Here is a 14,962-nt window from a genome sequence, read left to right on the forward strand (position 1 = left end):
GGAGGTACGGCAGCGAAGGCTGCCGTACATATTCAGATAAAGGAATCAGGGCTGGTTATCAAATCGCTCGCTGAATACCTCCCACGCCACCCGGTAATCCTCTTCCCGGTTGGGCAGGTGCCAGGGGGCGGTGTAGGTGATGGTTTTCTCTCTGGGACCGCCCGGTAATGTATCGTCCATTACGGTGCGGTGGATTTTGGTGCCTTCCTCCAGCTGGATAGCCTCTTCCCAGCCCAGTGGGCGGGTTTCCTTCTCTCCGTTTGGATGTTCGACGGTAACCGGGGTGTCTTTTTTGCCCGCCTTGCGGGGCAGGCCAACACCGACCAGCCCTTTGCTGGGAGTGAAGACGATACGGCCACTGGTATCGTAGTAAGTTTCCCGTTCATACTGGCGCATTACCGGGAACTGGACGCGGTAGATGGTCAGCAGTTCCTGCAGGGTCAGGCCCAGGGCCATAGCGACCAGAACGTCGATTTCGAGCAGGGCCTGACGGCGTTCGTAGTCAGTTCGCAGTGCGGAATGTTCCCTCCACTCTTGCGATTGCTTAGCAAAGTAATTTTCTTCGAGTATAGAAATTTTAGTTGTCCAGTAATCACTTTTAAATTTGTCATGCCAGCCCTGCTTCCAAAGAGAAGAATATGAAGCTGTTACACTAACGCAGCCCAATGTTCTATTAGCCAGAGCCAGTCTTATATTGGCAGAGGGAGAAATTAATGCATATTCTTCAAGTTTTGTATGTAGGTTAGCTACTCCGGAAGCCTTGAGCATAAAGTCATATGGGAGTGAAAAGTGCATTGCTGCTACTAGAATCAGGGTGTTTATATCTTTGTATGCATAAGATTTGACACCATTGATGTGTGCAAGATGAGGAGGGTAAATCGCTCCAATTAATGTTCTTTCAGCTGAAGGTCCGACCATTGCCCGATAGCAAATTCTATAATAGTCGAGAACGAGTTTTAGTTTGGATTCATTACTTTCGACCCACGATACTTTAGGTGCACGGAGTAAGTACTCCTCTGAGCTCAAGGCCGGAGTATAATTTGTCCGAGGTAAAAAATTATTTGGGAGGCAAGTTAAGTCTAAAGCATCATAATGGCTGTTTTGGCTACAGATAGACCGGGGCGTTTTGTAGAATGGTGTGCCTACAAAAAAATGAGGTCCAGATAGTATTAGTTTTTCAAGAGTTTTTGGAAAACACGTGTGCCGCTTTATTGTTCCATTATTTTGGGCATTTAATTCATGCCAGCAAGTTGATGGCGTTGCGTAAAACTCACTATTAATATCTCCTAGTCTTCTTGGTTGATGAGCAAACTTTTCCAGTACAGAAATCAATTCCTGAGAGTGAATAGCTGGCAGGCGTGCTTCAGTTGCGGGTGTTCCCGGCTCATCATAAAGCTGGGAAAAAGTTTCTAAGGTATGTTCATCTACATGAACTATACGACTTTTGTGCCCCTTGGTATTCCACTTGTCTTGATCATTTTTAATGCCTGGGACAGGACCGCCACCATCATGCGAAAAGCAGTTATCAATAGTGGAAGGGGTATACAGGTTTGATATGTGTGTGAATGAAATTTTATCCTTAGCCTGACCATAACCATGAATGCCAAATCTTAAACGTCCATGATCATTTGTACCTACAAAAAGGGTAAACTCGTTTTGAAACTGGAAGTGAAAAGCCAGTCTTGGATAAATAAGAGATCTTAGCTTTCCTCCTTTAGGGTCATCATAGGTTCCTTCCGGGTGTACAAAGCCACTAACACCCTCTTGAGAACCAAAACGCCAAGCTTGCGGTAAAAAACACTTATAAAGATTAGTCTGAATCCCTTTCAGCTCCGGATAGTTCTGAAAAGCATTCAGAAAGTTTTGCGTCCCTTCCGCCTCTTCCAGCTCGGTAAACCAGCTTTGCTCCAATTCCGGGCTGCGCTCAAAAGCTTCCGTCCGTTCATCCCGCAATTTGGTGGCACTCAGCTTCCGCAAAACAAATTGCGGATTGTAATCACCCAGCACACCACCTTCGTTCCATTCCACCTTCAGCCAGGGCGGGTTCCCCAGCATCACATCAAAGCCGCCGTTATCGGCAAAGATATCGGCAAACGTCAGTTCCCAGTGGAAGAACCGGTGCTTCTGCGCCAGCTGATTCACCAGATTTAAGCGGGGGAATTGTTTAAACAGTTTTTCAAGGTTCAGTTCACCACTGGCGGTTTTTACGTCCCGGGCTTTCTGTTCCTGTTCGGTCAGGTTTAGCTGTGGCTCATCATCGGCAAACAGATCGGTAACCGGCTTGGTAAAGCTGTCCGGCTCAGGTTTTACAGGCTGATCCAGTGCCAGTCCCCCTTGCTCCGGCTGGAAGCTGTACACTTCGCCCTGCAGAATCAGGTTCAGCTCAAACAGCCAGCTGGCCCGGTCCGGCAGCAGTTCGGCTTTATCCAGCGGCCAGAACCAGAGGGCGCACCAGTAGTCCATCACCAGTTTCAGACGACAATAGGCCGAGGCGATTCTGGCGTTGTTATTGAAAATACCGCTGGTGCGAATCTGGTCTTTTTCGGCCGTGGTGGTGCTGTGGCTGCCGTTATCGCTCTGGCCCCAGATGGCAAACTGGTCTTCAGTACGGTTACGGTCGGCCCGCAGGGTATCGGTATGCTGTTTCCAGAGTTTGTCGACAGACTCACTGATGCTGGTCAGCAGTTCCAGTTCGTAGCTTTCCAGCGGCTCGATAAAATCCTTTTTCCAGCTTTTGATCCGCTCAAAAGCCGCGGGCTTTAGCTTTTTGGCTTCCTTATCACTGACCCCGGCCATGCCTTCATCGGGCAGCAGGAAGTGGTAAATATGATCCGCTTTGCGTTTTGGGTTTAACGGATCGAGCCGTTTGGGTTCGGTATTAAACCAGCGCTCCTGCTTTCTTTTTTTGGTCAGCAATGTCGGGCTGTAAACCTGCCGCCGTGCGCCGATCAGCGAGTTACCATTAAACAGCTGATAACCGAACCAGGGCACCTGATTGGCGCTGGACAGGGCATTCAGCCACAGGGAAACTTCCGCCAGTTCCACCGCAATAGGGTTTAAATCCACACCGTAAACATTGCGGTCGGCAATATACATTCTGACCTGTTGCAGGGCATCGCGGTATTCTTCGTGGGGAATCCGGGTATTCAGCTCTTGCTGCTTGCGGGTCAGATAAGCTTCCGCCAGCTGGTTAACACCTTCGTTAAGGAACGCTGCGCTGCCCATAGCGGGTTCGCAGACGGTCAGTTTCAGAATATCGTCGGCTTTCAGCCCTTCCAGCCGTTCTTTCAGGGTGTATTTCACCAGACATTTGGTGAGCACTTCCGGGGTGTAATAACTGGCGCTTTTCTGGCGGTCGCGGCCTGCCAGCCGGTAGATAAACCGGCCCTTTTCATGTACCCGCAGTTTTTTATGACCGTTGTCGTCAGTGTCATAAACTTTCTCTTCGTCTTTATAGTCGTCGATCTCACAGGCAGGCACAAAGTAGCCGGTTTCCAGTTCGTCCGGGGTATCACCGGTTTTTTTGACCTCATACAGGTCATGACCGGCAAAGAAGCCGCGATAACTCAGCAGGGCTTCATACACTGCCCCCAACTGGTTAATCCCCAGCTGGGCATAGCTGACCCGTCCCCGGCGTTTGCGCCCGCGGCCTTTGGTTTCGCGGGTGAGCGACATTAAACGGATAACGGTTTGCAGGGTTTCGTTGGTGAACTGCACCTTGTTGAGATAGGGTGTCCGGCCGGGGTCAAACAGGTGGCTGTCCAGCTTTTCAATGGCAAATGTGTTGTGCAGGCCGCGCTCGCTCCAGTCCAGCGCTGCGGTGTGCTGCTGTTCGCTGTTGTAGCCTTCGTGAATCAGCCGGAACACCTGACTCAGGGAATGGTGCAGGTAATAACCTTTGCGGCTTTCTTCGCTGGTGAGTTTGACCAGTTCCAGATCCCGCAGGCTTTCCAGGCTGTATCCTTTGCGCCAGGCTTCGCTCTGGTGGGGGACATACTTCAGTTCCGGGCGGGCTTCGATATAGAACAGGAACAGTAGCCGGTACATATAGCGCAGACATTCCCGGCTGAGCTTGTCGGCATCCAGCGCCGACTTGCCGGTGAAAGAAATATCCTTTCGCTGGATCAGCTGTTCCGCGGCTTCATTGCCGAGCATTTCGATGGCCTGGCGCAGGGCATATTTCAGGTCTTCGGAAACACCAAAAGCATGCTTGTGGCTGTTTTCATCCAGATTATCCAGCAGGCTGCTGCCTTCTGACGGTACCAGGCTGGACTGGTGCAGCAGGACGCTGGTGGCTTTCAGGGTCTGGTCATCCTTGCGGCCGAGAATTTCATCCCAGTCGAAGCGCAGCATCCGGTTCTGCAGCCATTTGAAACGGTCGATCAGTACCAGCTGGCGGTCGCTGAGCAGCAGCACCCAGCGGGGGGGGGCGTCCTGTTTGAATACGGTGTTGTTAATCAGCTCGTACCAGCTGGTTTCTTTCAGGCTGTCGAACTGGGGGCCGTCACCGATAAACTGCTCTTTGTGCAGATTCAGGGCCAGCGGGTCCAGCCCTTCTTTATTGATATCCAGTGCGCCCAGCACCCAGAGTGTCGGGTTGGTGGTTTCACCGGCAGGCAGTGTTGCCAGCACCGGCAGTTCCAGATCTTTGCCGACGATCCGGTTATGGGGTTGCCAGGGAATATCCATAGCGGACAGCAGTTCTTTAAACACTTCCCGCTGCAGGTTGATTGCTCTGGCGTTACTGCGTTCCTTCTGGCTGCGTTCGCGCATGGCGAAGTAGTGCTTTGCCAGATTTTTCAGTCGCTGGTAAGGGGGAACAAACCGCTGTTCCCGGCTGAGGGTGTCGTCTTCCCTGTCAGCATCTTCTTTTGCTTTCCACTGGTTCAGGGTGTCACTGATATCCCCTTTGAAGACTTCAGAGAGGTAATGAGCGCTGTAGAATTCGTTTTCGTTGTTGATGCCAAGGAAGCTGGCAGCATTGTCGGCAACAGCCATGATTACACCTCCTGCTGGCAGGAGGCCAGAACAGCAATCAGTTGGATATAGGGGCTGGGCTCGGTTTTCAGGGTATCTTCGAGCCAGTGCAGGTATTCGGTAAACACGTCGTCAATCTTTTTCATACGCTGGTTGCGGCGGCTGTCTTTAAAGGCCGCACTCTGCTGGGAGCGTTCAAGGGTGATTTCCAGCTGTTTTTCCTGAGCGGAGCGCAGATGTTTCAGTTCTTGCAGCTGGGCGGTCAGCTTTGGAATCATTGCCTGTTCGAAATCCGATCGCTGCTGCAAAACGGATTCTTTAACGGCATCGACAACCGGCTGTCGCAGTTTGTTCAGTTGCTCAAGGTTGACCGGCTGGCCGGTATTGGGGCGCTTCTTTTTGCCCAGCGCCAACTGTTCCAGGGTTTCATCCAGTGGAGTGATTTTAGTGACAGCACTGCCTTTGCAGTGGACTGCATACCAGCTCCAGATCACCGGATGGGCTTTGCGGTTGGGAATCAGGGCAGAAACCAGAAAGATACTTTCATCTGCTGCCAGATCAGTATTCAAACCCATAACCAGCGCTTCATGGCGGCCGGTATTGCCGAGCATCCGTTCCTGCAGCCATTCGATGACCGGATGTCGGCGCCAGAGGTAATGGGTTTTCGGCCAGGCATGTTCATCATTGCGGCTGCGCTGGATTTCGTTTTCGTAATCGTCCCGGCTGGAGGTGAGTACGAAGTGTCCGTTTTCCGGCCAGACTTCCGAGGGCAGAAACCGGAATTTCTCCCGCAGGTCTTCCGGGGCCGTCAGTGATACGGTTTGGTTGTGGTCCTGATAGCTGACCTCTGCCATCCGCTGCTGACGGTTCAGGAACTCAAAAGAGTCTTTTACAAAACGGTAGTCGTTTTCATACAGGCTGAAAGTTTTGGCCAGCGGCAGCGCCGGCTGCTTCTGTTCCGGCTGTACAGGATCTTCACTCAGGAAGGCGGCCAGCAGATCATCACCTTCGTTGCTTTCATCGGGCTGGTATTGTCGGTCGAAGGCGTTGGCATCCATGCCTTCGGCCATGGCCCCGGCGGTCAGTTCTTCCTCAACCTGAGTGTCGTGAACGCCCATAAAGGTGGCCGGGTCGCCGATATTCTTGTAAGCCTGCTCATCTTTTTCCTGCAGGATTTCCAGAATCCGGGTGTCGCCGCGAATGGTTTCGTTCTCGCACTCTGTTATCAGGTAATAGAGATGCGGATCATGCTTCTGGCCATACCGGTCTACACGACCGTTACGCTGCTGGAACACCATCAGCGACCAGGGCAGATCGAAGTGAATCAGACGGTGAGAGAGGTAGTGCAGGTTGATACCTTCACTGGCCACATCGGAACAGAGCAGTACCCGCAGTTTGGTTTCCGGCTTACCGAAGGCTTCAACAATTTCCTGTTGTTCGATATCGCTCATGCCGCCGTGAAGCTGGGTGATCTGGGCATCATTCAGTTTGAGTTCGGCCTTGAGGCTTTGCTCCAGAAAACGCAGGGTTTCCAGCCGTTCGGAGAAGATGACCAGCCTGTCTTCGGTATTGGTTTTCCTCCAGTCAAACGCTTTGCCTTTCAGGAGCTTGATAAAGGCATCGTATTTCGACCAGTGACCTTCAATGTTGTTCAGGGCCAGTTTGAACGATTCCAGCGCATTGATTTCAGACTGGATATCTTCATTGATATTGCCGTTATTGCTGAGCTTTTTGATGCGTTCGTTTACGGATGTCAGACAGGCTGCCGGAGATGAAAACAGGGCTTTCTGCAGGCCGATACGAATCAGGTGGCCCTGTTTTTCCGGGTCAAACTCCCCACGGTAAGTAAACGGAATTTCCAGCAGTTTGTCGTAGGCGGCTTCTTCTTCAGGAGAGGCCTGATGGCGCAGGCGGTGGACAGTACGTTCTTTAAATTCGTCGCCTACCTGATCCTGAATATCTTTCTTGAAGCGGCGGATTACCAGTCCTTTGTTCTGGAAGTCTTCACGGCCGTATTCTTCCGGGTCGGAAATAGCCGTCGGGTCCAGCATATTCATCAGGCTGGCAAAGCTGCGGGCGCGACCGTCGTGAGGTGTTGCCGACAGCATTATCAGAGTGTCAGATCGGGAAGCCAGCAACTGGGCCAGCTCGGTACGCTGGGAGCCGGTGCCACGGTCGGCCACATTGTGAACCTCGTCAATAACGATAATGTCCCAGTAGGCCTGTTCAAGATAGTGCTTGAACTCGTTGTCCTGCTTAAGGGTATCAATGGAAATAATGGATTTGTCGTAATAGTAAAACGGGTTGTGATTGCCCGGAATACGGTTGCGAACCCGCTGCAGACCGTTGGAATCAAGCCGGGTCAACGGGATAGTAAAGCGGTTCCAGAATTCCTTCTGAAACTGGGTCATCATGCTTTTCAGGGTTAGTACAAGAATCCGCTGACCGCGACCGCGCTGCATCAGTTCGGTAACCAGAATCCCGGCTTCAAGGGTTTTACCCAGACCCACCGCATCTGCAATTAGAATCCGCTGGCGCGGTTGCTTCAGTGCCTGCAGTGCGGGGTCAAACTGATAGGGTACTTCATTCATGGCGGCTTTATGGGCGACATGAATCTGTTCGTCATTAGGCGTGGCCTGACGTAACTGGCTTTCTATATAAAGCAGACTTTGTTCGAACGCATTGGATGTATCCTGCATCAGCTTTGTTGTAGCCGGATCCAGAATTTTAATGTCATCTTCAAGCTGGGTGAGAAAAATCGAGCTTTTGCCGCGCACCAGTTCAGAGATACCATCGCAGGTCAGCTGGTAGCCTTTATCTGAACTTGGATCGACACGACGAATAACCCATTCGGCATCACGGATTTCAACCCGGGCACCGGGGGCGTAATTGGTAACTGGCATAGAGTGTTCCGGAAAGGAAAATGCTTTATAAGCAGTACTATAACAGGATGGAGAGTATCAGAAACGCTACCGCCCGGAGGTTTTACCGGTATATTTTGACTGCCGGTCAAGCATGGGCCTCGGTAGCTGCTGATCAGAAAGGGGGAAGGCTGTAAAAACCGTTAGATCATACTCTTTGTACTATGGAACATGAAGAAGTGTATATGCGTAACATTGGGTTATTTTATTTTTGATTCTGAAGTAATAAAAGCGATGTTTCTGCTCTGGTAAAGGAGAAGCGCAGGAGTATGCGAAGGTCGTTATGTAAAAATATGTATCGTTGGGTGCATAATCGAAAAACAAAGCATCACTTAGAATACATCCAACAATAGCCGCAGAATTCTTAGTGACTAAAATATACGTCTAAATCTCAATATCCTATTGAGTTGTATTACTTCTGCAGTATTTTGCAGTGCCTGCATTCACATAATGCGAGATTTCCTGTGCTTTCTTCCCCAATTGAGTCATTTATTACCTACGCCGGAGCGTCTGCACTGACTGATGGCTTTCTTGCTGTTTTGGGTTTTGTGTTCTTTTTTGCCGTAGGGTGCAAGATAAAAGATAAAGCCCATGCATTTACTCAGTATACGCCCACACTTCTTACTTCTTTGGGGATACTGGGGACATTTATGGGGATTGTTGCTGGTCTGCTGGACTTTGATACTGCCCATATCGACACCAGTATCGGACCTTTGCTGGAAGGTTTGAAAACGGCATTTATTACCAGTTTGTCAGGCATGCTCTTGTCCATTTTGTTCAAAATGCTTAGTGCATCTGGCTGGATAACCTCAAAAGATAACAAGGATACCGGGGAAGAAATCACTGCTGCCGATTATCTTAGCCACCTGAGACTAATGGGTGAGCAGGCTCAGAATATTAATGATCTGAAAGAAGCCATTTGTAGCACTGAGGATATGAAGCTTGGCGAGCTACAACAGGTTATCCAACGGCAGGCAGATGGTATTGATCAGCTTCTGCGGTCTATTGGTGGTAATGATGATGGAAGTCTCCTGGGCCAGCTGAAACTGTTGCGGTTTGAACAGAGTGATAACCAAAAGCATCTCAATATGCATCTTACCCAGACGGCAGGGGTGCTGGCAGAAATAAACAGTCACCTGTCAGTGCAGGGTGATAACTTTAAACAGTTCGAAAATCGCCTATGGATCAAACTTCAGGACTTTGCCGACATGATGTCAAAGTCTGCAACCGAGCAGGTCATTGAGGCACTGAAATCAGTCATTCAGGATTTTAATAATAATCTGACTGAGCAGTTTGGCGAGAACTTCAAGCATCTTAATAATGCCGTTCTGGAGCTGGTGACTTGGCAGGAAAACTATAAACACCAGCTTGCAGACATGAAGAATCAGTATGATCTGGGTGTAAAAGCAATCAGTGAAACCGAATCGTCAGTTGCTCATATCGGAGAGAAAGCACAGTCCATTCCAGGGGCGATGGATGATCTTGTTAAGGTGATGGAAGTTAACCAGCACCAGATTGAAGAGTTATCTCGTCATCTGGGTGCGTTTGAATCGGTTCGGGACAAAGCTGTTGAGGCGGTACCTGAAATCCGGGGTCAGATTGATATGGCCATTGCCGGTGCCAGAGAAGCCAATGAACTGATGGCGCAGGGAGTTCAGGAAAGTACTGACAAACTGAAACTGGTGGTTGTTGAAAGTGCGGATAACTATCGCGACACCGTAGACCGCACCCGTGGCGCTCTGAATGATGCTGCTACGGAAACCGCTAATTCCAGTGTTGAGATCAAGGATCACTTCAAGGCAACCTTGGAAGATATTAACAACAATATGCGAAACCTTGTCAGCGAACTGCAAACCGGTGGCAAGGCGTTGAATGAAAGTTATATCAATGCCAATGAAACGCTGGTTGATGGCCTTAAGAAGGGCAGCGAAGCACTGACGACCGGGGTAACTGAAGCCGGTGCCAGCCTGGTTAATAATCTGCAGCAGGGTGGGGAAGCTATTAACCAGAGCTATACCAATGCTAATGAAGCATTGGTTGAGGGGCTTAAGAAAAGTAGTGAGGCTCTAACCTCCGGGGTGAATGAAGCCGCAGAAAGTCTGGTTACAAATCTCCAGCAGGGTGGGAAGGCACTCAATCAGAGTTATATCGATGCCAATGCAACACTGGTTGACGGACTGAAGGCCAGTGCAGAAACCCTGGCAGCAGGCGTCAGTGAGGCAGGGGAAAGCCTCGTGATGAACTTGACTCAGGGTGGTAAAGAATTCAGTCAGAACTTTACTGCTGCTGGTAATGAAATGGTCGAAGGGCTTCAGGTCAGCGGTAATGCATTAGCTAGCGATATCACTAAAGCCGGAGAAGGGCTGGTGAATGACATACAGCAGGGCAGTAAGGAATTTAACCAGAGCTTCCTCGAAGTCAGCGAAGCAATGGTTGATGGCCTGAAAGCAGGCAGTGACACACTGACAACCGGCGTTACCGAAGCTGGAGAAAGTCTGATTACTCATTTGCAGAAGGGTGGCAAAGAGCTTGGAGATGCCTATAAGACGGCTGGAGACCAGCTGCTAACAGAATTCCGTGTAACCAGCTCCGAGATGAAAGATTCCAATAACAAGCTGGTAACTGAACTGGCTGAAGGAAATAACAAGGTTGCAGAAAGCTTCAGGCAGGCCAGTGCCGATTTTGCGAAAGAGTCTGGTACGTTGCTAACCACGTTTGGTCAGAATATAGACACTGTTCAGAAGAGTCTGACTTCCACTATTGAGCAGCAGGCACTGGAGCATCGCCAGCGAGCTGACAGTATTTTTGCCGGCCTGGAAAAGAGCATTCAGCAGGCGCTGAGCAATACCGGTGAATCGGTACAAAAGCAAGTTGAGATGATTGACCAGGCCATGGAGAAGGAAGTTACCAAGGTGATGCAGTCCATGGGTGAAGCCCTTGCATCTATCAGCGGTCAGTTCACCCGTGACTACAGCAGCCTGACCCGGGATATGGGCAAGGTGATCAGTCAGGTAAAAGCAGCCAGGCAAGCGATGTAACAGACCATGATGCACCAATTATTAAACCCCGGGCATGATGAGCAGGAAGAAAATCACTGGCTGTCGGTCTCTGACCTGATGGCTGGTTTGATGATGGTTTTTCTGTTTATTTCCATTGCTCTGATGCTGAATGCTTTCAGTGAACGGGACAAAATCAAGCAGATTGCGGTTGCCTACCAGGAAAACCAGGTGGCAATTTTTGATGCTCTGAATACCGAATTTGAAAAAGATCTTCAAAAGTGGGATGCGGATATAGACGAGGAAACTCTTACGTTTACTTTCAAGTCTCCGGATGTGCTGTTTAAAACCGGAGAGATTGAGTTGAGCGATGAATATGAATCTCTGCTGAATGAGTTTTTTCCACGCTATATGGAAGTGCTGAAACCTTTTCAGGATTCGATTAATGAGGTTCGTATCGAAGGACATACCAGCAGCGTGTGGAGCAGGTATTCATCAGACCGTGAAGCCTATTTCAAAAATATGGAGTTGTCCCAGGGGCGTACACGGTCGGTACTGGACTACGTTTACAGTATGCCAAGCAGCCGACCGTTCAGGCACTGGATAAAATCTCATCTTGCGGCTGTAGGGTTGTCCTCGTCGAGGCTGATTTATGATGAAAAAGGCAGGGAAGACCGGGCTCAGTCAAGACGTGTCAGTTTCAGGGTCATTACCAACTCTGATATTCAGATTAAACGCATTCTGGAACGTGCCTGATGAAGTTATCAGTAAAACTGGATGCATTGTGGGCCAGTGTTCAGCAAATGGGTGCTGAACACACCGACTTTGATCTCGGGGAAGTGTGGGATGACTCAGTGACTGAGTTTGACAAGGAACTCAGCAGTTCCGGTGTTGAAATCAGTCTGGAAGATCTGGTACCCGAACAGGGACTTCTCAGTGTAAAAGGTCGACAGGTTCTGCTTTTTATTCCTGATCACAGCTACCGTATTGAAGATGTTCTGGCTGATCCCGGCAGTGGTAACAAGTTTCATATCGCGGATTGTCGCAAGCTTCATGAAATGCGGCAGAGAAAGCGTTTTGATCGTTACAAGGTTACGAATAACCTGAGTGGAGATTTTAATATCTATGGTTCGGTTCAGAGTGGTAAAGCTGTAGAGGGTATTGCGAGGCTCAATGTCTGCAAGCTGTGCCTGAGTCATTTGAATTACAAGGGTGCTGCGAATGCAGGTGGTGCTGGCCGCAGCCGGCTTGTTGAATCTTTTGATATCGGTGATTTCTTCTCGACCTACAGTTCGTTGTTCAAGCACCTGCCCAAAGGTATTAGTCATACCGGAACAGGATATACGGATGACTGGAAGGATGTGTCCTATAAGGTCAGAAAAACTGCTGGATTTACCTGCCAGAAATGCAGTCTTGACCTGTCAGAACATAAAAAATTACTCCATGTACATCACCTCAATGGCGTAAAACACGATAACTCTGATGCCAACCTGATGGTGCTGTGCCTCGACTGTCACCGCAAAGAGCCCCATCATGACCATATGTTTATCCGTCATGAAGAAACTCAGTTGTTAAATCGCCTGAGAAGGGAGCAGCAGCTCATTCTTTCAGGGCTTCAGGACTGGGAACAGGCTATAAAGTATGCGGATACAGCCGTACATGGCATTCTGGATCATGCAAGACACAGAAACTATTCTCCTCCTGAAGTTGGATATGAACTGACCAATGACAAGGGAAGAGTTGTAGCGGAACTGGAACTGGCATGGCCTGATACCAGGTTCGGTATTTATATAGACGAACCTGTTGAGGTGGATGGCTGGTATTTGCAGAGTATAGAACAGGCTATGGAATTCTTTAGCAAAAAGAGATAGTCCGGATATAAAAGTTTGCCGCCTGAACGAAGGTAGTCTGATGTATAAAGAGATGTTAACCAGACTATTCATTAGACTACCTGGCCACTACGGCGGTGCTGCTATAAAGCCAGTACGCTACCTGGGAGCAAAGCCATAATAACACCCAAGGAAACCGGGAGCCGGCACATAAGCTGCAAATTTAACCGCATCGGGTATTGTTACCCTGTCAGTCAGTTCATCTATGCTGCCTTCAAGTTCATCCTCATCCAGTTTCTGGGAGTTGATATTTTCGTCAAAGCGTTCCGACCGGTATTCAAACCCGGCATCCGTGGCGACAAAAAGGCAATGAGGACATGGATGTATGCCAGCATCACCTCCGGTTTCCATATCGATAACTTTCTGACCACAAAAAGGACAGAAGATAGAGTGATCATAAAAACGGGTGAGTTCAGCGCGATGGATAGCAGACATGGATTAACAACTATGAATTGAATGTCATTAGTGTAGGAGTACAACAATTATATCTAACACAGCGGTCAATGCTCTGATTTTGATCAGGATAATATTCTGACAATATTGAATGATAGAGGTCAGTGCCGAGTAGAGCGTTTTAATTTATTTTTACTGATTAGCAGTAATAGTGATGCATTACCGCAAAGAACTGAAAGCACTACTTGATCATATAGAATCCTTGAATAGTGGGCGCGATAAGGATTATTACGAATTCGGATACAGTCGTGTTCTGCCTCATAAAGAGCTGGTTGCTGTCTGCTATCAAAGCCTCACCTGGACGGATAACGAGTCAGGACCACGGTTTCAGAAACAATAAACTCTATTATCTTGAAGTTATTCTGTTTGCAAATGTTGAGAGCTTAAAAAAATGAATAAAGGAATTAAAATGTTAAAAGTATAAAGGGCAAGACCGTAGAGTAATGTGTGAAAATACAAATAAATGATGTGGTAACTTTCAATTGTGTTATTACTACTGTTTTTGTATTTTGGCGTGCTTGTTGATATGGAAATAAAAAATGAAATCTCAATGTTGTGCCTTTTGTGGCAACAGCAATGGTGTTATGAATACATATTATGCTCTTCCTCTGGAGCTTGGTGGAGCCGATACCGAAAATAATAAAATATATCTATGTTCGCTTCATAGTGTCATTCTAGGAGAGATACAGAACAATGCAGCATCAGAAAAAAATCAAGATAAAGGAAACAAGTCTTTACGTTTATCTCTAGAGACTTGTCAGGAGCAGAGGGAAAATCTACAGAATCAATTTTCTGAATTACAGCGGCAAAATACTGAGCTTTTATCTGAAGTTTCAAAGCTGAAAATTGATAAAGAAATACTTTTAAAACAGTTGGATGAAGCAAAAAAAGAATGTGAGAAAAATCTGTCCAATAGTATGGATGTGTCCAAAGGTGAGTCCGAGATTAAGCCTGTAATTGAAGAGTTTGGAGAAAATCAAAATTCACCTTTAGATGAGGATACTGTCAAGCTCACCTTGACTGTCTTTGATCATGATATGGCCTCAACTGCAAGTGCTCTTGGTTGTAGTACTGATGAACTAAATGCTTACATCAAAGAGCATGGTTTAGATGGTTTTTTTGTAAAAGATGAACCTAATGAGGTTCAAAGCTCAGATAAAAGCACTATTCGATCTAATATTCAATCTGAACAAATAGATTCTGATGCTAACTTGAATAACATCGCTTCAGATCAAAGTGATAGCGCAAGAAACGATAGTGCTGTTGTGATTGCTGAGAGTAGCGAGAACCCTTGCATTAGGAGTAATGAGCAGAACAAGACCGATACTGCTCATACAGAATATGAAGTGAAATTTTTGAAAGATTGTTCGATTCTGATAAAGGCGCTCACATATGGTGTGCGTTTCAGTTCATACGACGATCCAGTTGTAAGGCATGTAGGAAAAGAAGAACTTATGCGTGCCATGAATAACAATAACTGGAGCCAGGATCTTTTTCGGGATCCAGAACAAATTCAAATTGTTATTGATAAAACGATTGCAAAAGAAGTAAGAAATGACTATTTGTCAAATTTGCCATCAACCTTGGAGGCTAGCAAGGAATTTATTATTGAGTCGCTAGTTCGGACAAACCAGAGTAAGGACTTAATAAGGAAGTTCAGGTTGAGTTTTCTAAATGATAACCCTAGAGCAAAATTTTTATCTAGCAAGTTGTAAATAAGCTGTAA

At 47.9% G+C, this 14,962-nt stretch carries 7 protein-coding genes; 4 read left to right on the forward strand and 3 right to left on the reverse strand.

What is annotated here, in order from left to right; translation table 11 throughout:
* Window positions 1-45: 45 nt before the first annotated feature.
* Together ACYZZ0_RS01070 and ACYZZ0_RS01075 are read right to left on the reverse strand one after the other, a co-directional pair.
* Entirely contained in the window at window positions 46-4,998 is a 4,953-nt protein-coding gene (locus ACYZZ0_RS01070) for an Eco57I restriction-modification methylase domain-containing protein (RefSeq protein ID WP_461534716.1), read from the reverse strand.
* Between the two features lie 2 nt (window positions 4,999-5,000).
* Complete coding sequence (locus tag ACYZZ0_RS01075) at window positions 5,001-7,880, reverse strand: DEAD/DEAH box helicase (RefSeq protein WP_461534717.1); 2,880 nt, start codon at window positions 7,878-7,880, stop codon at window positions 5,001-5,003.
* Between the two features lie 482 nt (window positions 7,881-8,362).
* Here ACYZZ0_RS01075 and ACYZZ0_RS01080 point away from each other — a divergent pair, with 482 nt between their 5' ends.
* The 3 genes from ACYZZ0_RS01080 to ACYZZ0_RS01090 are packed head-to-tail and all read left to right on the forward strand — an operon-like array spanning window position 8,363 to window position 12,765.
* A complete protein-coding gene (locus ACYZZ0_RS01080; protein ID WP_461534718.1) occupies window positions 8,363-10,936 on the forward strand; it encodes a hypothetical protein in 2,574 nt (857 codons plus the stop codon).
* Window positions 10,937-10,942: 6 nt separating this feature from the next.
* The gene (locus ACYZZ0_RS01085; protein WP_461534719.1) at window positions 10,943-11,650 is read left to right on the forward strand and encodes an OmpA/MotB family protein; all 708 of its coding nucleotides are present in this window, start codon (window positions 10,943-10,945) and stop codon (window positions 11,648-11,650) included.
* Window positions 11,650-12,765 carry an HNH endonuclease gene (locus ACYZZ0_RS01090; RefSeq protein WP_461534720.1) on the forward strand — a complete coding sequence of 372 codons (1,116 nt, stop codon included), beginning with the start codon at window positions 11,650-11,652 and terminating at the stop codon, window positions 12,763-12,765. Before ACYZZ0_RS01085 ends, ACYZZ0_RS01090 begins: the two co-directional genes overlap by 1 nt.
* Before the next feature lie 117 nt (window positions 12,766-12,882).
* Here ACYZZ0_RS01090 and ACYZZ0_RS01095 read toward each other — a convergent pair whose 3' ends face one another.
* The gene (locus ACYZZ0_RS01095; protein WP_461534721.1) at window positions 12,883-13,218 is read right to left on the reverse strand and encodes a hypothetical protein; all 336 of its coding nucleotides are present in this window, start codon (window positions 13,216-13,218) and stop codon (window positions 12,883-12,885) included.
* Window positions 13,219-13,775: 557 nt separating this feature from the next.
* Between ACYZZ0_RS01095 and ACYZZ0_RS01100 the strand changes: the two genes are divergently transcribed.
* Window positions 13,776-14,951 (forward strand): hypothetical protein, encoded by a 1,176-nt coding sequence (locus tag ACYZZ0_RS01100; protein WP_461534722.1) that lies wholly within the window; start codon window positions 13,776-13,778, stop codon window positions 14,949-14,951.
* Window positions 14,952-14,962 lie beyond the last annotated feature (11 nt).

This window comes from Spongorhabdus nitratireducens, assembly GCA_947387575.1.
In the GTDB taxonomy this organism is placed as follows: domain Bacteria; phylum Pseudomonadota; class Gammaproteobacteria; order Pseudomonadales; family Endozoicomonadaceae; genus CANDOC01.

What these genes read in the sequence shown, in the direction of transcription:
- ACYZZ0_RS01070 (WP_461534716.1), bottom strand. Translation starts at nt 4,998, where the DNA reads ATGGCTGTTGCCGACAATGCTGCCAGCTTCCTTGGCATCAACAACGAA.
- ACYZZ0_RS01075 (WP_461534717.1), bottom strand. Translation starts at nt 7,880, where the DNA reads ATGCCAGTTACCAATTACGCCCCCGGTGCCCGGGTTGAAATCCGTGAT.
- ACYZZ0_RS01085 (WP_461534719.1), top strand. Translation starts at nt 10,943, where the DNA reads ATGATGCACCAATTATTAAACCCCGGGCATGATGAGCAGGAAGAAAAT.
- ACYZZ0_RS01090 (WP_461534720.1), top strand. Translation starts at nt 11,650, where the DNA reads ATGAAGTTATCAGTAAAACTGGATGCATTGTGGGCCAGTGTTCAGCAA.
- ACYZZ0_RS01095 (WP_461534721.1), bottom strand. Translation starts at nt 13,218, where the DNA reads ATGTCTGCTATCCATCGCGCTGAACTCACCCGTTTTTATGATCACTCT.
- ACYZZ0_RS01100 (WP_461534722.1), top strand. Translation starts at nt 13,776, where the DNA reads ATGAAATCTCAATGTTGTGCCTTTTGTGGCAACAGCAATGGTGTTATG.